20 protein-coding genes and 1 riboswitch are annotated in these 16,277 nt (G+C 50.2%); of the genes, 18 read left to right on the top strand and 2 right to left on the bottom strand.

The genetic code is table 11. The features are described 5' to 3' along the window. The first annotated feature begins 302 nt into the window (after nt 1-302). Entirely contained in the window at nt 303-866 is a 564-nt protein-coding gene (locus NQ534_RS19825; RefSeq protein WP_006864342.1) for a TetR/AcrR family transcriptional regulator, read from the top strand. A gap of 81 nt (nt 867-947) precedes the next feature. Here the strand turns inward: NQ534_RS19825 and NQ534_RS19820 are convergent, their stop codons facing one another. After that, on the bottom strand, nt 948-2,147 hold the full coding sequence (locus NQ534_RS19820; RefSeq protein ID WP_040785367.1) for an MFS transporter: 1,200 nt from the start codon (nt 2,145-2,147) through the stop codon (nt 948-950). 438 nt (nt 2,148-2,585) lie between these two features. Here NQ534_RS19820 and NQ534_RS19815 point away from each other — a divergent pair, with 438 nt between their 5' ends. From NQ534_RS19815 to NQ534_RS19760, 12 genes are all read left to right on the top strand, one after another. Continuing rightward, the gene (locus tag NQ534_RS19815; protein WP_006864339.1) at nt 2,586-3,128 is read left to right on the top strand and encodes a Uma2 family endonuclease; all 543 of its coding nucleotides are present in this window, start codon (nt 2,586-2,588) and stop codon (nt 3,126-3,128) included. 118 nt (nt 3,129-3,246) lie between these two features. After that, nucleotides 3,247-3,552: a 50S ribosomal protein L21 gene (gene rplU, locus NQ534_RS19810; RefSeq protein WP_006864338.1), complete on the top strand. Its 306-nt coding sequence runs from the start codon at nt 3,247-3,249 to the stop codon at nt 3,550-3,552. A 5-nt stretch (nt 3,553-3,557) separates the two neighbouring features. Beyond that, nucleotides 3,558-3,878, top strand: coding sequence for a ribosomal-processing cysteine protease Prp (locus NQ534_RS19805; RefSeq protein WP_006864337.1), 321 nt, complete (start codon nt 3,558-3,560; stop codon nt 3,876-3,878). A gap of 3 nt (nt 3,879-3,881) precedes the next feature. Next, entirely contained in the window at nt 3,882-4,163 is a 282-nt protein-coding gene (rpmA, locus tag NQ534_RS19800) for a 50S ribosomal protein L27 (protein WP_006864336.1), read from the top strand. Between the two features lie 142 nt (nt 4,164-4,305). After that, nucleotides 4,306-5,595, top strand: a complete 1,290-nt coding sequence (gene obgE / locus NQ534_RS19795; protein WP_074679833.1) for a GTPase ObgE — start codon at nt 4,306-4,308, stop codon at nt 5,593-5,595. Nucleotides 5,596-5,604: 9 nt separating this feature from the next. Continuing rightward, on the top strand, nt 5,605-5,898 hold the full coding sequence (gene yhbY / locus NQ534_RS19790) for a ribosome assembly RNA-binding protein YhbY (protein WP_006861014.1): 294 nt from the start codon (nt 5,605-5,607) through the stop codon (nt 5,896-5,898). Nucleotides 5,899-5,910: 12 nt separating this feature from the next. Next, a complete protein-coding gene (nadD, locus tag NQ534_RS19785; RefSeq protein WP_006861015.1) occupies nt 5,911-6,543 on the top strand; it encodes a nicotinate-nucleotide adenylyltransferase in 633 nt (210 codons plus the stop codon). Then, the gene (gene yqeK, locus NQ534_RS19780) at nt 6,530-7,111 is read left to right on the top strand and encodes a bis(5'-nucleosyl)-tetraphosphatase (symmetrical) YqeK (RefSeq protein ID WP_006861016.1); all 582 of its coding nucleotides are present in this window, start codon (nt 6,530-6,532) and stop codon (nt 7,109-7,111) included. Before nadD ends, yqeK begins: the two co-directional genes overlap by 14 nt. 22 nt (nt 7,112-7,133) lie before the next feature. Further along, nucleotides 7,134-7,493 carry a ribosome silencing factor gene (gene rsfS, locus NQ534_RS19775; RefSeq protein ID WP_330371603.1) on the top strand — a complete coding sequence of 120 codons (360 nt, stop codon included), beginning with the start codon at nt 7,134-7,136 and terminating at the stop codon, nt 7,491-7,493. Between the two features lie 150 nt (nt 7,494-7,643). After that, complete coding sequence (locus tag NQ534_RS19770) at nt 7,644-7,862, top strand: cation transporter (protein WP_040782423.1); 219 nt, start codon at nt 7,644-7,646, stop codon at nt 7,860-7,862. A gap of 97 nt (nt 7,863-7,959) precedes the next feature. Continuing rightward, nucleotides 7,960-9,831, top strand: coding sequence for a heavy metal translocating P-type ATPase (locus tag NQ534_RS19765; protein WP_040782426.1), 1,872 nt, complete (start codon nt 7,960-7,962; stop codon nt 9,829-9,831). Between the two features lie 41 nt (nt 9,832-9,872). Next, complete coding sequence (locus NQ534_RS19760) at nt 9,873-10,241, top strand: ArsR/SmtB family transcription factor (RefSeq protein ID WP_006861020.1); 369 nt, start codon at nt 9,873-9,875, stop codon at nt 10,239-10,241. Between the two features lie 82 nt (nt 10,242-10,323). Here the strand turns inward: NQ534_RS19760 and lexA are convergent, their stop codons facing one another. Further along, on the bottom strand, nt 10,324-10,944 hold the full coding sequence (gene lexA, locus NQ534_RS19755; RefSeq protein WP_006861022.1) for a transcriptional repressor LexA: 621 nt from the start codon (nt 10,942-10,944) through the stop codon (nt 10,324-10,326). A gap of 185 nt (nt 10,945-11,129) precedes the next feature. Here lexA and NQ534_RS19750 point away from each other — a divergent pair, with 185 nt between their 5' ends. From NQ534_RS19750 to NQ534_RS19730, 5 genes are all read left to right on the top strand, one after another. Further along, on the top strand, nt 11,130-11,564 hold the full coding sequence (locus tag NQ534_RS19750; RefSeq protein WP_040782428.1) for an RrF2 family transcriptional regulator: 435 nt from the start codon (nt 11,130-11,132) through the stop codon (nt 11,562-11,564). Nucleotides 11,565-11,782: 218 nt separating this feature from the next. Further along, a riboswitch (ZMP/ZTP riboswitch) is annotated at nt 11,783-11,867 on the top strand. Between the two features lie 52 nt (nt 11,868-11,919). After that, the gene (locus NQ534_RS19745) at nt 11,920-12,633 is read left to right on the top strand and encodes an IMP cyclohydrolase (protein ID WP_040782533.1); all 714 of its coding nucleotides are present in this window, start codon (nt 11,920-11,922) and stop codon (nt 12,631-12,633) included. 90 nt (nt 12,634-12,723) lie between these two features. Beyond that, complete coding sequence (locus tag NQ534_RS19740) at nt 12,724-13,899, top strand: phosphoribosylaminoimidazolecarboxamide formyltransferase (RefSeq protein WP_006861025.1); 1,176 nt, start codon at nt 12,724-12,726, stop codon at nt 13,897-13,899. Between the two features lie 85 nt (nt 13,900-13,984). After that, nucleotides 13,985-14,668, top strand: a complete 684-nt coding sequence (locus tag NQ534_RS19735; protein WP_006861026.1) for a YjjG family noncanonical pyrimidine nucleotidase — start codon at nt 13,985-13,987, stop codon at nt 14,666-14,668. A 77-nt stretch (nt 14,669-14,745) separates the two neighbouring features. Continuing rightward, the gene (locus tag NQ534_RS19730) at nt 14,746-16,248 is read left to right on the top strand and encodes a CapA family protein (protein WP_006861027.1); all 1,503 of its coding nucleotides are present in this window, start codon (nt 14,746-14,748) and stop codon (nt 16,246-16,248) included. The last annotated feature ends 29 nt before the right edge of the window (nt 16,249-16,277 follow it).

Raw genomic sequence — 16,277 nt, 5'->3', positions numbered from 1 at the left:
CCTTTCCTCTGCTGCGGACCGGTGTGTTTATCGCGCGTGGATGTGCGCCTGGTGTGCTGCAGGTCTTTCCGCAGTCCGTCTCTTGACAGCAGTCTGTAGTTACCGTACAATAAATCTGATAACAAACATTTTGTTCTCTTTTATTTTAGAAAAGAAAAGAGCCGGATACAACGGATAATCTTTTTTGGATGTTTCATACGGAACATTTTGGAAAATCTGTACGGAAAGACCTGATATAAAAAGGCTTGTACAGAAAAATTCAAACAGAAACATTTATACGGAATTTTGCAGAAAGGATTTTTATGGACAGAAGACAGCAGAAGACAAGGGCGGCTATTTTTTCGGCATTCAGCGCCCTTCTGGCAGAAAAAAGCTACGGGAAAATTACTGTGCAGGAAATCATTGACGCCGCTAACGTGGGGCGGACGACATTTTACGCACATTTTGAGACGAAGGACGACCTGCTGAAGGCCCTTTGCGAGGAGCTTTTCGGACATATCATCAGCAGCGCAATGGACTGCAGCCATACACACGGTCTGTATTCGGACAGAAATGTGCCGGAATCCGTATTCTGTCATTTACTGCAGCATCTGCAGGAAAATGATTATAATATCCTCGGTCTGCTTTCCGGCGAAAGCAGCGGACTGTTTCTGCGGTATTTCAAGGACAGCCTGAACGAACTGATACAGACGCAGTTTGTAAACCAGAACAGAAAGCATAATATGGATATCCCGCAGGATTTTCTGGTCAATCATATCTCCGGCAGCTTTGTGGAAATGGCGCTCTGGTGGATAAAAGGACGGATGAAGCAGACGCCGGAGGAGCTGGATAAATACTTCCGGGCGGTCATCGAACCGGTTTTGTAGCTGGAAGTCTTTTCCTGCCGGACCGCAAATTCCTGTGGTCCGGCAAAAATTTTTTTATCTTTCAAGGCGGCATCATCTGTTTTAGCGGTGGCATTTGTTTTTTCTGCGGTACAGCCATCCCAGCACGCAGACAGCGGTCAGAAGGATGACGCCCATCACGACAAAGATTGCCTGCACGCCGTATCTGCTTCCCAGAAATCCGGTCACCGGGCTGGCGACTACCATCAGCATGGAATAAATCATACTGTCCACACTGACAAGCGTTGCCCGCTGGTCGCTCGTAAACTGGCGGTTGACATCCTCACTGACCGCAATTTCCGCAAAGCCCTCGCAGACGCGCACGATGCAGGCGCCTGTCAGAGACAGCCAGAGCACAGAGCTGCCGGTCAGACAGATTCCGGCGCCACTTAAGAGTCCGAGCAATATCACCATTTTAAAAAGCGGTTTTTTATTTCTTGATGCCAGCCACGCTCCCAATGCGCCCGCCAGCGGAATCAAAAGCATCGGAATCCCGATAAATTCCTGTGGCCAGCCGCAGTTTACCAGATGCTCCTGCAGATACATCATTATCAGAAAGCAGGGACAGCCGAGCGCTCCGTTGGCGAAAAGCTTTCCCATTATTTTCGGATGCTCTCTGATAAATATAAGCGTTGTCTGCACATGCTTTATCAGCCGCTTTCTGTTTTCTTTTAAGGTATATGCCCGGCGGTTTTTCTGCTCCTCTGTCACCTGTGGTTCGCTCATGCCAAGCGCGGCAAGCGCACTTCCAAGATCCAGCAGTGCAGAGCCCAGGTATGTATAACGGAACCCCGCCGCTATCGCCACCGGACTTGCCATGCAGGAAAGTGCACTGGAAATCCGTCCGATTACGCTGCTGCGCGAGCGGACCTGTCCGTAGCGCTGCGCGCAGCCCGCCTCCAGAAGACTGTCGTAAAGCAGCGCCTCCTCCGTTCCGGACGCCAGATTCAGGCTCAGCGCCGAAAATATCATTCCCACATAAATCCATCCGCGAAAACCGTCCAGCATCATAAAGATGCACGAGAGCATTCCCATTATCCCGGACAGCACCAGCGTCCGCTTCCTTCCGCATAAATCCGCCGCCATCCCGCTGGGAATCTCAAAAATCATGCTGGTCACATGAAAAATTCCCTCCGCAATGCCGACCTCCGCCAGAGAATACCCTCTCCCCAGCAGAAAAATCACCCAGACAACATCCACCATGCGAAAGCAGATAATTGCCTCATACAGGTACAATAATCCTGTCTGTTTCTTTATATTCATTGTCTTAATCTCCCTCTGTGTAAAATATAGTATTCCATGCGTAATAACCGCAGTCCGGGCACACATAAATACTCCCTGACTGTTCTGTACGCAGGATTTACTCATAAGTTTTTATAATTTCAAATATTGGACATTGCCCGGAAAAGGGCAGACTGGTAGCCGGAAAGAATCAGATGTTCCCTTTAAATAAGCAAATAACCCTTCTTGTCCAGCTCATAAAAAATCTCCTCAGATACTCCGGAAACAAAGAGAACGCTTCCGGAAACGTTTTTTGATGAACCCAGAATATCACAGACTACAGAATATGTCAACGCAAAACATCCTGTAAAAAAGAGCTGAATATCCCTACTTTCTATTTACACTTTTTTTCAAATCCTGTATACTTGTTTTATACTTTAACTTCGCACTTGGATAAGTGCCTGTCAGGGAGATGTAAGGATGGATGCATTAAAAAAAGAAGAAATTTATACAATAGATGATATTTATGCATTACCAGAAGGGGAGCGTGCAGAGTTGATCGATGGAAAAATTTATTATATGGCTCCGCCAAATACAAAACACCAGCGACTGGTACATTTTTTTGATAGAGAAATTGGAAACTATATTCAAAGTCAAAATGGTAAATGTGAAGTATTTCCTGCGCCTTTTGCTGTATTCTTAAATGAAAATGATAAAAATTATGTAGAACCAGATCTATCGGTTATCTGTGATAAAAATAAGATCACAGATAAAGGATGTAACGGTGCTCCGGATTGGATCATTGAGATTGTTTCTCCCAGCAGCAGACAAATGGATTATTATAAGAAACTGTTTAAATATCGGACGGCAGGAGTCAGAGAATACTGGGTGGCAGATCCGGAAAGAGAATTTGTCACAATATATAACTTTGAAAGAGACACTATGGAAGAATATTCTTTTGATGAAGAGATACCAGTTGGGATATATGAAGGATTTTCATTAAAAATAGAACAGAATTTATAAAACTGCTTGACGAATACCGGGGCATATGCTAAGATACTAACGTATGCCGCGTAAAGAGGTTTAAGTGTTATGCAGATAACCACCGTATTTAGCGAGTAATGATAATAGGAGGTGCCATATGTACGCAATTATTGCAACAGGTGGTAAACAGTACAAAGTAGCCGAGGGCGATATCATTAACGTAGAGAAGCTTGGTGTAGAAGCTGGCGAAACTGTTACATTTGACCAGGTACTTGCAGTCAGCAACGACGGACTGAAGGTAGGCGCTGATGTAGCAGGTGCAACCGTTACTGCGAGCGTTGTCAAGAACGGCAAGGCAAAAAAAGTAATCGTTTACAAGTACAAGAGAAAAACCGGTTACCACAAGAAAAACGGTCACAGACAGCAGTACACGCAGGTTAAGATTGAAAAGATCAACGGTTAATTTTTATGATTAAGATAACCGTTTATAAAGAATCCGGCAATTATAAAGGCTTCACCTGCGAGGGACATGCCGGTTATGCAGAGGAAGGCTACGATATTATCTGTGCGGCGGTTTCTGCGCTCACAGTAAATGCGGTCAATTCGATTGAGCGCTTTACCGGGGACAGTGTCACCGCTTCCTCAGACGAAGGACTTCTTCGCTGCAGCTTAAACGGCAGCATTTCCGGGCAGACGGCGCTTCTGCTGGATTCGATGATTTCCGGCTTGCAGGATATTCAGGAAACATACGGTAATGAGTATATCAGACTTACATTCAAGGAGGTGTAGGACATGTTAAATATGAACCTTCAGATTTTCGCTCATAAAAAGGGTGTCGGCTCTACCAAGAACGGCAGAGATTCCGAGTCCAAGAGATTAGGCGCGAAAAGAGCAGACGGACAGTTTGTAAAGGCTGGCAACATTCTTTACAGACAGCGCGGAACAAAGATTCATCCGGGCTTAAATGTAGGACGCGGCGGTGATGATACACTGTATGCAACGGCTGACGGCATCGTAAGATTCCAGAGAAAGGGACGCGACAAGAAACAGGTTTCTGTCCTTCCGGTAGAATAATGTTCGGGGTTCAAATCGCATGGTTTGAACCCTTTTTCTCTATAAGGATAAGGCTCCGTATGCCGGAAAATGCGGGATGAATGGACGCCGGAAGAAAACAGACAAGTTTATCTGTCCGGATTATCAGAAGAGTGAGGTTACTATGTTTGCAGACAGAGCAAAAATTATCATATGCTCCGGCAAGGGCGGCGACGGGCACGTAAGCTTCCGCCGGGAGCTGTACGTCGCGGCGGGCGGTCCGGACGGCGGCGACGGCGGCAAGGGCGGCGACGTGATTTTTGAGGTAGATAAGGGCATGACGACCCTGGGCGACTACCGTTACCGGAGAAAATTTTCCGCGGAGCCGGGAGAGAACGGCAACAAGCGGCGCCAGCACGGAGCAAACGGAAAGGATATCATACTGAAGGTGCCGGAGGGCACCGTAATCAAAGAAGCGGAAAGCGGAAAGGTGATTGCCGATATGTCCGGGGACAATCTGCGCCAGGTTATTTTAAAGGGCGGCAAAGGCGGACTTGGCAATATGAATTTCGCCACGCCGACCATGCAGGTACCGAAGTACGCGCAGCCGGGCAAACCGGCGCGGGAGCTGGAGGTCACGCTGGAGCTGAAGGTAATCGCGGATGTCGGGCTGATAGGGTTTCCGAATGTCGGAAAATCGACGCTGCTGTCGCGGGTGACGAACGCCAGACCGAAGATAGCAAACTATCATTTTACGACGCTCTCCCCCAATCTCGGCGTGGTCGACCTGGAGGGAAAGGGCTTCGTGATTGCCGATATTCCGGGACTGATCGAGGGCGCCTCGGAGGGTGCGGGGCTCGGACACGAATTTCTGCGCCATATCGAGCGGACGCGTGTGATGATTCATCTGGTCGACGCCGCCTCCACGGAAGGACGCGACCCTGTAGACGACGTTTATAAAATCAATCATGAGCTGCGCGCCTACAATGCGGAGCTCGCCGGACGTCCGCAGGTGATTGCCGCCAACAAGGTGGATGCCATTTACACAGAAGGAGAAGACCCGGTAAAGCGTCTGAGGGATGAATTTGAACCGCAGGGGATAAAGGTATTTCCCATTTCCGCCGTCAGCGGACAGGGATTAAAGGAGCTGCTTTACTACGTGCGCACGCTTCTGGATGAGCTTCCGCAGGAGACGATTACCTTCGGACAGGAGTTTTTCCCGGAGGAGATGTTTCTGGATGAGAATCTGCCGTTTACCGTGGAAAAATCGACAGAAGAGGAGCATACCTTTCTGGTGGAGGGACCGCGCATCGAAAAAATGCTCGGCTACACCAATCTGGAATCCGAGAAGGGCTTTCTCTTTTTCCAGAAGTTTTTAAAGGATACCGGCATTCTGGACGCGCTGGAGGAAGCGGGCATCGAGGAGGGCGATACCGTCCGGATGTACGGTCTTGCCTTTGATTATTACAAATAAGGAGCAGCTATGACAAGTAAGCAGAGAGCATATTTAAAAAGCCTGGCGATGACAATGGAGCCGATCTTTCAGATCGGAAAGAGCAGCCTTACGCCGGAAAATACAAAGGCGATCCAGGAGGCGCTGGATGCCAGGGAGCTGATTAAGGTCAGCGTTCTTCAGAACTGCACGGATGACCCGAAGGAAATCGCACAGATGATGGCGGAGCGGACACGCTCCCAGGTCGTGCAGGTGATCGGAAAGAAGATTGTTTTATACAAAGAGGGCAAGGACGAGAAGAAGAAAATCGTACTGCCGAAGTAACAGGAGGACTATATGGAGAAGCGAAGAGTGGGCATCATGGGAGGCACGTTCGACCCGGTTCATGTCGGGCATCTGATTCTCGGAGAGCGTGCATACGAACAGTTTCAGCTTGAGAATGTATTGTTTATGCCGTCAGGAAATCCCCCGCATAAGCCGGACCGGCGCGGAAGAGCCGCACTTTTGGAGCGCATTGAAATGGTGCGTCTGGCGATCGCCGGAAATCCGCATTTCACACTTTCGCTTGCCGAGGCGCATGAGGAAGGATATACCTATACGCGGGAGACGCTGGAGCGGCTCTGCGCGGAGCATCCGGATACCGAATACTACTTTATCATGGGAGCGGATTCCCTGTTCAGTTTTGAGAACTGGAAGAATCCGGAGCGTATTGCACAGCTTGCCACGCTGGTGGTGGCTACCCGCGACCACGTAAACGAAACGGAGCTGGAGCTGACAGCAGAGCGTCTGGAAAAGCTCTACGGCGCGAAGATAAGGGTGCTTTCCACGCCCAACCTCGATATATCTTCGCAGATGCTGCGCGAGTGGATCGCAGAGGGAAAATCGGCGCGCTACTATGTGCCGGACGCGGTTCTCCGTTATATTCATGATACGAAACTCTATCAGCAGGGAGCAGATGGCAATGTATAATATTCCAAAGATGAAAAAAACGCTGAAAAAATATCTCGATGCCGGACGCTTTGAGCATACGGAGGGCGTGATGTACACGGCGGCGGCGCTCGCCATGCGCTACGGAGAGGATATTGAAAAGGCGCAGGTCGCCGGACTGCTGCACGACTGTGCGAAATGTATGCCGGACGCCAAGAAGGTGAAAATCTGTCAGAAAAACGGGATTCCGATGACGGAGGCGGAGCAGAAAAGCCCGTTCCTGCTGCATGCGAAGGTGGGCGCGTATATCGCGCAGACGAAATACGGCATCGAAGATACGGAAATTCTGGAGGCGATAGAGTGTCATACGACTGGGAAACCGGCGATGAGCCAGCTCGACAAGATTATTTTTATCGCGGATTACATCGAGCCGATGCGCACCAAGGCGCCCGACCTCGCCGATGTGCGTAAGCTGGCTTTTAAGGATATCGACCTTGCGCTTTTTAAGATTCTGTCGGACACGCTGGCATATCTGAGAAATTCTCCAAAAAATGTTGACAGCATGACGATGAGAGCGTATGAATATTATAAAAAGCAGGTACTGGATTAAACAGAAAGAAAGGAGGGAGGTCATGGACCTGACAAAATCGAAAACGATGGTGAAGCTTGCGGTTGCCGCGCTGGAGGATAAAAAAGCGGAGGACGTGAAAATTATCGACATCACAGAGGTGTCTGTGCTGGCGGATTATTTTGTTATCGCGAGCGGCATGAACAAAAACCAGGTGCAGGCGCTGGTAGATAACGTGGAAGAGACGCTTGGCAAAGCAGGGTATCACAGCCGCCAGGTGGAGGGGTACCAGAGCGCAAACTGGATACTGCTGGATTACGGCGATATTATTGTGCATGTATTTGACGCAGAAAACCGGCTGTTCTATGATCTGGAGCGCATCTGGAGAGACGGCAAATTCATCACAGCAGATGAGTTGTCATAAAAATGTTATGGAAACCAGAATAACGTTTTGCAGATTTTTCTGTAAAACGTTATTTTTTTGTTGACATTTCCCGGAACCATGCTATAATCAAATCAAACATATGAATAAATGTTCATATGATAAAATAAGAACGAAGGGATGGAACGTATCATGAAGAAAACGTACAAGATTGAGGTTGACTGTGCAAACTGCGCAAACAAGATGGAGGAGGCTGCAAAGAACACGGCGGGTGTAAAGAATGCCACCGTAAATTTCATGACTCTGAAGATGATTGTGGAATTTGAAGAGGGGCAGGAGCCGAAAACAGTTATGCAGGAGGTTCTGAAGAACTGCAAAAAGGTAGAGGACGACTGCGAGATTTATTTCTGATGCCAGGGTACAGAGCGGTACCCGCATGAGCATAAAAGTGGAAGAAAGTCCGTAGTTTTTACGGGATATATAGATAGAGAATGGGAGCGTGATTTCATTGACCAAAAAACAGAAAAAGGTATTGCTGCGGATTATTGTTTCAGCGCTTTTGATGGTAATACTCAGTCTGCTTCCGGTGGAGGGTTATCTGCGGCTGGCGCTTTATATGATACCGTATCTGATCATCGGCGGTGATATTCTGAAGAAGGCGCTGAAGGGCATTAAAAACAAACAGGTTTTCGATGAAAACTTCCTGATGGCGGTGGCTACGATCGGCGCAATCATACTGGGAGAGTATGTGGAAGGCGTTGCCGTTATGCTGTTTTATCAGATCGGCGAGCTGTTCCAGAGCTACGCTGTCGGAAAAAGCCGCCGGAATATCAGCGAGCTGATGGATATCCGTCCGGATTACGCCAATGTGGAGCAGGCTGACGGCAGTCTGGAAAAGGTGGACCCGGATGAGGTCGCAATCGGCGATGTCATTGTGGTACAGCCGGGAGAAAAGGTGCCGATAGACGGCGTTATCCTGGAGGGAAGCACGACGCTCAATACCAGCGCGCTGACAGGTGAAAGCCTTCCGCGCGAGGCATCCGCGGGCGATGAAATCATCAGCGGCTGCATCAATATGAGCGGTCTGATTAAGATTCGCACGACAAAGGAATTTGGAGAATCCACTGTCTCGAAGATTCTCGAACTGGTGGAAAATTCCAGTTCCAGAAAATCGCGCTCGGAAAACTTTATCACGAAATTTGCCCGCTACTACACGCCGGCGGTGTGCTACAGCGCTGTGGCGCTTGCGATTCTGCCGCCGCTTGTGCGGATGCTCTTTCTGGGGCTGTCCCCGGAGTGGACAGAGTGGATTATGCGTGCGCTGACCTTCCTGGTTATCAGTTGTCCGTGCGCGCTGGTTATCAGTATTCCGCTCAGTTTCTTTGCCGGAATCGGCGGCGCGAGCAATGCAGGTGTTCTTGTGAAGGGCTCCAATTATCTGGAGACGCTCTCCAAGACAGACTGCGTTGTGTTTGACAAGACCGGAACGATGACGCAGGGCGTCTTTGAGGTGGCTGGCATTCATCATAATACGATGGAGCAGAGCGCGCTGCTGGAATACGCGGCGCTGGCAGAATGCCGCTCCACGCATCCAATCAGCAAAAGTCTGCAGAAGGCTTACGGAAAGCATATTGACCAGAGCCGTGTATCCGATGTGCAGGAAATCAGCGGAAACGGCGTGATTGCAAAGGTGGACGGCAGAACGGTAGCCGCCGGAAACAGCAAGCTGATGAAGCGTATCGGTGTCAATTACCACGACTGTCATAGCGTCGGCACGATTGTCCATCTGGCGATTGACGGGGAATACGCCGGACACATTGTAATCTCGGATATCATCAAGCCTCATGCAAAGGAAGCCATCCAGGCGCTGAAGCAGGCGGGCGTGTCAAAAACCGTCATGCTGACGGGCGATTCGAAAAAGGTGGCGGACCAGGTGGCTGCGGAGCTTGGTATCAGCGAGGTATACAGCGAGCTGCTGCCGGGTGACAAGGTTTCTATGGTAGAAAAGCTTCTGAAGGAAAAGAAGCCGAAAACCTCTCTGGCGTTTGTCGGAGACGGTATCAATGATGCGCCGGTGCTCTCAAGAGCGGACATCGGTATTGCGATGGGCGCACTCGGCTCGGACGCTGCGATCGAGGCGGCGGATGTTGTTCTGATGGACGATGACCCGCTGAAAATCGCGAAAGCAATCCGCATTTCCAGAAAGTGCCTGCGGATTGTATACGAAAATATTTACTTTGCGATCGGCGTAAAGCTGATTTGCCTGGTACTGGGCGCGCTCGGTATTGCAAATATGTGGATTGCCATTTTCGCAGACGTAGGCGTTATGGTTCTGGCGGTGCTGAACGCCATCCGCACGCTGTATGTGAAGAATCTGTAACTAAGCCGTCTGTGCAGGGATAACAGGGAAGGGGATGGAAAATGACGGAAAAGAATATGGAAATGGAATGCTGCGAGACAGTCGAGGTACATGAGGAGCTGCTGAAGATTGTCAATGAGAAAATGCCGCCGGAGGAGCTGCTTTACAATCTTGCGGAGCTTTACAAAGTTTTCGGCGATTCCACGCGCATAAGGATTTTGTTCGTGTTATTTGAGGCGGAGGTCTGCGTGTGCGACCTTGCCAGAGCCCTGAATATGACGCAGTCCGCTATTTCGCATCAGCTCCGGATTCTGAAGCAGAACAAGCTGGTGAAAAGCCGCCGCGAGGGAAAATCGATATTCTATTCCCTTGCCGACGACCATGTGCGGACGATTATCGCACAGGGGCTTGACCATATCGAGGAAGATTAAACTGTCGCGCAAAAAATATCCCCGGAGGGCTTTTGAAAAAAAAGCATTCCGGGGTATCTGTTTTGTGAGGGTACGCTTCTGCTCAGGAGAGAAAGCGGAATACACCGATGACCTTGCCGAGTATCTGAAGCTCTCCGCGCACAATGATGGGGTCCATATTGTCATTTTCCGGCTGCAGACGGTAGTAACCGTCTTCTTTGTAAAAGGTTTTTACGGTGGCGGAATCTTCCACGAGCGCCACAACCATATCGCCGTTGTTTGCGACGGACTGCTCCTGCACAAGAATCTGGTCGCCGTCAAAAATACCGGCGTTTATCATGCTTTCTCCCTGCACGGTGAGCATAAAGGTCTGTGCGTTCGGCATAAATTCAGCCGGAATCGGGAAATAGCTCTCGATGTTTTCCACGGCGAGGATGGGCTCGCCTGCCGCAACGCGTCCGACAATCGGCACGTTTACCACCTCGCGGCGCACGAGATTGAAATTATCGTCAATAATCTCGATAGCGCGGGGCTTGGTCGGGTCGCGGCGGATATAGCCGTTTTTCTCCAGCGTCTCCAGATGGGAGTGCACGGAGGAGGTGGATTTTAAGTTGACCGCCTCGCATATCTCCCGCACTGCCGGCGGGAAGCCTCTGTTTAAAATTTCACTTTTTATGTATTCCAGAATTTCTGATTGTTTTTTCGTAATTTTTCCGTATGCCATAAAGGGAACCTCCGTCCTTCGTTCTCAACACAAAGCATTCTGATGCTGTTTTTTATAGTATATAATATTTTTTTTCAAAATGCAAACAAAAGTTCAGAAACTTTGTTCGGAAAAGATACAGTTTGACAAAATCCGGCTCTTATTGTACTATATTTATATTGGTTAAGTGGGAAAAGGAGATGGCTATGAAGATTTCGACTAAAGGAAGATACGCGCTCCGCATCATGCTGGACATTGCCGTGATGGGCGGAAGCGAACCGGTCCGGGTAAAGGACATTGCGAAAAGACAGGAAATATCTGTAAAATACATGGAACAGATCGTCACAATTCTTTCAAAAGCAGGCTATTTAAAGAGCATCCGCGGGCCGCAGGGCGGATACCGTCTTGCCAGACAGCCGAAGGATTATACAGTAGGCATGATTCTACGGCTGACGGAAGGCAGCCTTGCCCCGGTGGCGTGTCTGGAGGATGAACCGAATCTCTGCCCGCGGCAGGAGCAGTGCGTCACGCTGCGCCTCTGGCGGGAGCTGGACGAAGCAATCCGCGGCGTCGTGGACAAATACACCCTGGAGGATCTGGCACAGTGGCAGCAGGAAATGGGAGATAACTACGTGATATGATGCCTACGGATTGTTACGTGCTTCGCACTCCCACAATCCTATCCGCTATTCGCATATCGTGGGATATACATCCCACTTTTATGCTCATATCGGGGCGGGTCCCAAGGTCTTACACCCACTATAGAGCTGGCTCATGTGGGCTCAGACCTTTTGACCCTGGCATCATAACATTTTTAAAAATCAGTTGAGTATTCCGGAAAAATACGTTATAATCAAGAAAGCAGTTGTACGACTGGCGGAAAAAGCAGGATTACCTGCGGGGAGTACAACGTTATCCTGATGCCGACCGCCTGGGCGACCGCTGTTGACGAAGCAGGTCCTCAGGCGGTTTTTATATATCAGAAAGGAGCAGATTATGAGCAGATTATCACTGGAACAGGAACTGAAAAGCAACGCTTATCCCGGAAGAGGTATTGTAATCGGAAAATCCGCGGATGGCACAAAGGCTGTGGCAGCCTATTTCATTATGGGCAGAAGTGAAAACAGCCGCAACCGGGTGTTTGTGGAGGACGGAGAGGGCATCCGCACGCAGGCGTTCGACCCGGCGAAGCTCACCGACCCAAGCCTCATCATCTATGCGCCGGTCCGCGTGCTCGGCAACAAGACAATCGTGACAAACGGCGACCAGACCGATACGATTTATGAGGGGATGGACCATCAGCTTACATTTGAGCAGTCCCTGCGCAGCCGCGAGTTTGAACCGGACGCGCCGAATTACACACCGCGTATTTCCGGAATCATGCATATAGAGGATGGAAAATACAACTATGCGATGTCTATTCTGAAAAGCAACCAGGGAGACCCGGAAAGCTGCCAGCGATTCACCTTTGCCTTTGAAAATCCAAAGGCGGGCGAGGGGCATTTTATCCACACCTATCAGTGCGACGGCAATCCGCTTCCGAGCTTTTCCGGAGAGCCGAAGCCGGTGACGATTCCCGATGATATAGCGGAATTTACGGACATGCTCTGGAGCAGCCTGAATGAAGATAACAAGGTGTCTCTTTTCGTGCGTTTTATTGACATTGCTACCGGAAAATATGAGACAAAAATCGTAAATAAAAACCACTAAATTTACAGGGGCATAATTGTCGGTATTTTCTGCGCAGGCAGAGCGCGGCATTTTGCCCCGTCAGATAATAGAAAGCGAGGATGTAAGAGTATGAAAGAACTGCAGTTAAAATATGGTTGTAACCCGAATCAGAAGCCGTCCCGCATTTATATGGAGGAGGGAGAACTTCCTGTTACGGTGCTCTGCGGAAAGCCGGGCTATATCAATTTTCTGGATGCGCTGAACGGCTGGCAGCTTGTGCGTGAGCTGAAAAAGGCGACCGGGCTTCCGGCGGCGACTTCCTTTAAGCATGTTTCCCCGGCGGGCGCGGCAATCGGGCTTCCGCTCACGGAGACGCTGGCAAAAATTTACTGGGTGGACGACTGCGGCGAACTGTCTCCGCTGGCATGTGCCTATGCGCGGGCGCGCGGGGCAGACAGAATGTCGTCCTTCGGCGATTTTATTGCTCTTTCCGATACCTGTGACAGAGACACCGCCATGCTGATCAAGCGCGAGGTCTCCGACGGCGTAATCGCTCCGGGCTATACGGAGGAGGCGCTGGAGATTCTGAAAACGAAAAAGAACGGCAATTACAATGTCATCCAGATTGACGAAAATTATGTGCCGGCGCCGATTGAGCACAAGCAGGTATTCGGTGTGACCTTCGAGCAGGGACGACAGGAGCTGCCGATCAACGACGCGCTGCTCTCCAATATCGTCACAGAAAATAAAGAACTCCCCGAAGATGCGGCGCGCGATATGAAAATCGCACTCATTACGCTGAAATATACGCAGTCCAATTCCGTCTGCTTCGTAAAGGACGGACAGGCGATCGGTATCGGAGCAGGACAGCAGTCCCGCGTACACTGCACAAGACTTGCCGGACAGAAGGCGGACAACTGGCTGCTGCGCCAGTGCCCGAAGGTGATGAATCTTCCATTTATCGACGGCATCCGCCGCGCGGACCGCGATAACGCCATCGATGTTTATATCGGCGAGGAATACATGGACGTGCTGGCAGACGGCGCATGGCAGAAGGTGTTTAAGACGAAGCCGGAGGTGTTCACAAGAGAAGAGAAGCGGGCATGGCTCGACCAGATGGACGGCGTGACGCTCGGCTCTGACGCATTCTTCCCGTTCAGCGACAATATTGAGCGCGCGCACAAGAGCGGCGTAAAATACATTGCGCAGCCGGGCGGCTCCGTGCGGGACGACGCGGTGATTGAATGCTGCAATAAATACGGAATGGTAATGGCGTTTACCGGCATCCGCCTGTTCCATCATTAAGCAGGAGCGCGCATCCGGCGGGCGGCGGATTCCGGAAACGGAAAATGCACCCGGCGGATACGGTCAGCGGTTTTGCGAGGCATATATGAAATATCAGACATTATTTCTGGATGCGGATGAGACGCTTCTTGATTTTAAGAGAGCGGAAGCGCAGGGGCTGGAAAACGCTCTGCGTTGTCATCAGCTTCCGTTCAGCGAAGAAATTTTAGCGCTTTATTCTGGCATTAATAAAAAATGCTGGGAAGAATTTGAGCAGGGTGTTTTCGACAAGGACACCCTGCTTGTTGAGCGTTTCCGGCGTCTTTTCAGGGCGCTTGACATTACGGCGGACCCGGATGCGGTGCGCCGCACATATCATGAAGAGCTGGGAAAGGGCGGCTTTCTGATAGCGCACGCCGATGAGGTCTGCAGAAAGCTTAAAGAAACACACGATTTATATATTGTGACGAACGGCGTTGCCGCCACACAGTACAGCCGGTTTGCCATCAGCGGCCTGGATAAGCTGGTGAAGGGGATTTTTGTTTCCGAGGAGGTGGGCTTCCCAAAGCCGCAGAAGGAATATTTTGACTATGTATTTGCGCAGATTCCGGGATTTCAGAAGGAGCGCGCGCTGATGGTCGGAGATTCTCTGACAGCGGATATTACGGGCGGCATCAACGCCGGTCTGGACACCTGCTGGTACAATCCGGAAAGAAAACAGGCTCCTGCCGGAATGAACATCACCTATGAAATACACGATATCCGGGAATTGCTGGAAATTGCCGGATAACAAAAAAAGTACACAGGGACATGCGCGCTGACGCAGGTGCCATCACGCAGGAACGCCCCGGAAAGATGAAATGAGTTATGAAACAAACGTGGAAAAAGCGGGCAGGAAAGATTGCGGGAAAAATCGCGGATAAATTTGCAGACCTTGGCTACTGGCTGGAGGATTTGTACTGTGAATACCGGCTGCGCGCAAAGAAGGCAAAAAGAAAAAGAGAAAAGCTGAGAAAAACATTATCGGCGGAGGAGTTTAAGCGGTACCGCAGAAAAGAGCTGCTGCAGACGGTACTGAAGGGAGCAGGAGCTTTCGTGTGCGCGGCGGCGGTAATTCTGCTGCTTGGCACAGGAATCTCAAGGCTTGCGCATATGGCGGGAAACGCTCTGTCGGCGCTGCGGGAGACAGAAGCCCCTGCGGAGCCTGCGACGGAAACGGAGCAGCTCTATGCGGAAAAGGACATTACCATCGGAAGCACCGGCTGTATGCTGCTGCATTCCCCGTTTATCGATTCCTATCCGGATGCGGAGGGAAACTATGATTTTTCCTCTGTTTACAGATTTATCACCCCGTATTACAGCGCGCCGGATTTTATGACCTGCGAATTTGAGGGAGCACTCGGCGGGGAAGAGCTTGGCTACTCCGGCTATCCCAATTTTAAATCGCCGGATGTGATTATTGAAAATATCCGTGACAGCGGGGTAGATCTGCAGATGCTTGCGACAAACCATATCTATGATGCGTGGTCCTACGGCTTTACGCGCACAATGGAGGTCTATGAAGAAAAGGGCATCGCTTATACCGGTATACGCAAAAATGAACAGGAAAAGCATTATTACATAGCCGATATCGACGGCATTAAGGTGGGATTCACCGATTATGTCTATGAGACGACGAATGTAACGGGCGGTCCCGACAAAAGCATTAACGGAATGATTCTGGAGACGGCTGATGCGCCGCTTTTAAATTCCTTTGATTACGATAATCTGGAACCGTTTTATGCGGAAATGGAAGAAAATATCCGCGCCATGAAGGCGGAGGGCGCGCAGTTTATCATTGCGAATATGCACTGGGGAACGGAATATCAGCTTGAAGAAGCGCAGTACCAGGATGAGATTGCACAGAAATTATGTGATCTCGGCGTCAATGCGATCATCGGCGGGCATCCGCACTGCGAGCAGCCGGTAGACGTGCTGACCTCCCAGAGCGGGGAAAAGATGTTTGTGGCGTATTCCGAGGGAAATGCTCTCAGCAATCAGCGCACCTATCTGATGGATGAGATGCCCACGGGGCACACGGAGGACGGGGCGATGATTACCCTGCACCTGCACCAGGACAGCAGCGGAAAGGTATCGCTGACAGATGTCGACTTGCTGCCGACCTGGGTATACCGTTATTCCGACGAGAGCGGCTCCAAATACTATATTCTGCCGCTGGATGATGCGGCAAATATCGAGAGCACGACAGGCATCACCGGTATCCGCGAGGAAGCGCAGGCTTCTTATGAGCGCACAATGGCGGTCATGGGACCGGGAATCGAAAAAGCAAAGAAGGCATTTTTGCAGCCTGTGCAGACTGGTATTTCCTAAAGCCCGTCCCTGCAAAGAATATGAACAAA

The organism is Marvinbryantia formatexigens DSM 14469 (genome assembly GCF_025148285.1).
Taxonomy (GTDB): domain Bacteria; phylum Bacillota; class Clostridia; order Lachnospirales; family Lachnospiraceae; genus Marvinbryantia; species Marvinbryantia formatexigens.
Note: the sequence above shows the minus strand (reverse complement) of the source record. Positions and strands in the feature narration are given on the sequence as shown.

Excerpts from the sequence above, each read along its gene's own strand:
- NQ534_RS19825 (WP_006864342.1), top strand. The coding sequence starts at position 303 with ATGGACAGAAGACAGCAGAAGACAAGGGCGGCTATTTTTTCGGCATTC.
- NQ534_RS19820 (WP_040785367.1), bottom strand. The coding sequence starts at position 2,147 with ATGAATATAAAGAAACAGACAGGATTATTGTACCTGTATGAGGCAATT.
- NQ534_RS19815 (WP_006864339.1), top strand. The coding sequence starts at position 2,586 with ATGGATGCATTAAAAAAAGAAGAAATTTATACAATAGATGATATTTAT.
- rplU (WP_006864338.1), top strand. The coding sequence starts at position 3,247 with ATGTACGCAATTATTGCAACAGGTGGTAAACAGTACAAAGTAGCCGAG.
- NQ534_RS19805 (WP_006864337.1), top strand. The coding sequence starts at position 3,558 with ATGATTAAGATAACCGTTTATAAAGAATCCGGCAATTATAAAGGCTTC.
- rpmA (WP_006864336.1), top strand. The coding sequence starts at position 3,882 with ATGTTAAATATGAACCTTCAGATTTTCGCTCATAAAAAGGGTGTCGGC.
- obgE (WP_074679833.1), top strand. The coding sequence starts at position 4,306 with ATGTTTGCAGACAGAGCAAAAATTATCATATGCTCCGGCAAGGGCGGC.
- yhbY (WP_006861014.1), top strand. The coding sequence starts at position 5,605 with ATGACAAGTAAGCAGAGAGCATATTTAAAAAGCCTGGCGATGACAATG.
- nadD (WP_006861015.1), top strand. The coding sequence starts at position 5,911 with ATGGAGAAGCGAAGAGTGGGCATCATGGGAGGCACGTTCGACCCGGTT.
- yqeK (WP_006861016.1), top strand. The coding sequence starts at position 6,530 with ATGGCAATGTATAATATTCCAAAGATGAAAAAAACGCTGAAAAAATAT.
- rsfS (WP_330371603.1), top strand. The coding sequence starts at position 7,134 with ATGGACCTGACAAAATCGAAAACGATGGTGAAGCTTGCGGTTGCCGCG.
- NQ534_RS19770 (WP_040782423.1), top strand. The coding sequence starts at position 7,644 with ATGAAGAAAACGTACAAGATTGAGGTTGACTGTGCAAACTGCGCAAAC.
- NQ534_RS19760 (WP_006861020.1), top strand. The coding sequence starts at position 9,873 with ATGACGGAAAAGAATATGGAAATGGAATGCTGCGAGACAGTCGAGGTA.
- lexA (WP_006861022.1), bottom strand. The coding sequence starts at position 10,944 with ATGGCATACGGAAAAATTACGAAAAAACAATCAGAAATTCTGGAATAC.
- NQ534_RS19750 (WP_040782428.1), top strand. The coding sequence starts at position 11,130 with ATGAAGATTTCGACTAAAGGAAGATACGCGCTCCGCATCATGCTGGAC.
- NQ534_RS19745 (WP_040782533.1), top strand. The coding sequence starts at position 11,920 with ATGAGCAGATTATCACTGGAACAGGAACTGAAAAGCAACGCTTATCCC.
- NQ534_RS19740 (WP_006861025.1), top strand. The coding sequence starts at position 12,724 with ATGAAAGAACTGCAGTTAAAATATGGTTGTAACCCGAATCAGAAGCCG.
- NQ534_RS19735 (WP_006861026.1), top strand. The coding sequence starts at position 13,985 with ATGAAATATCAGACATTATTTCTGGATGCGGATGAGACGCTTCTTGAT.
- NQ534_RS19730 (WP_006861027.1), top strand. The coding sequence starts at position 14,746 with ATGAAACAAACGTGGAAAAAGCGGGCAGGAAAGATTGCGGGAAAAATC.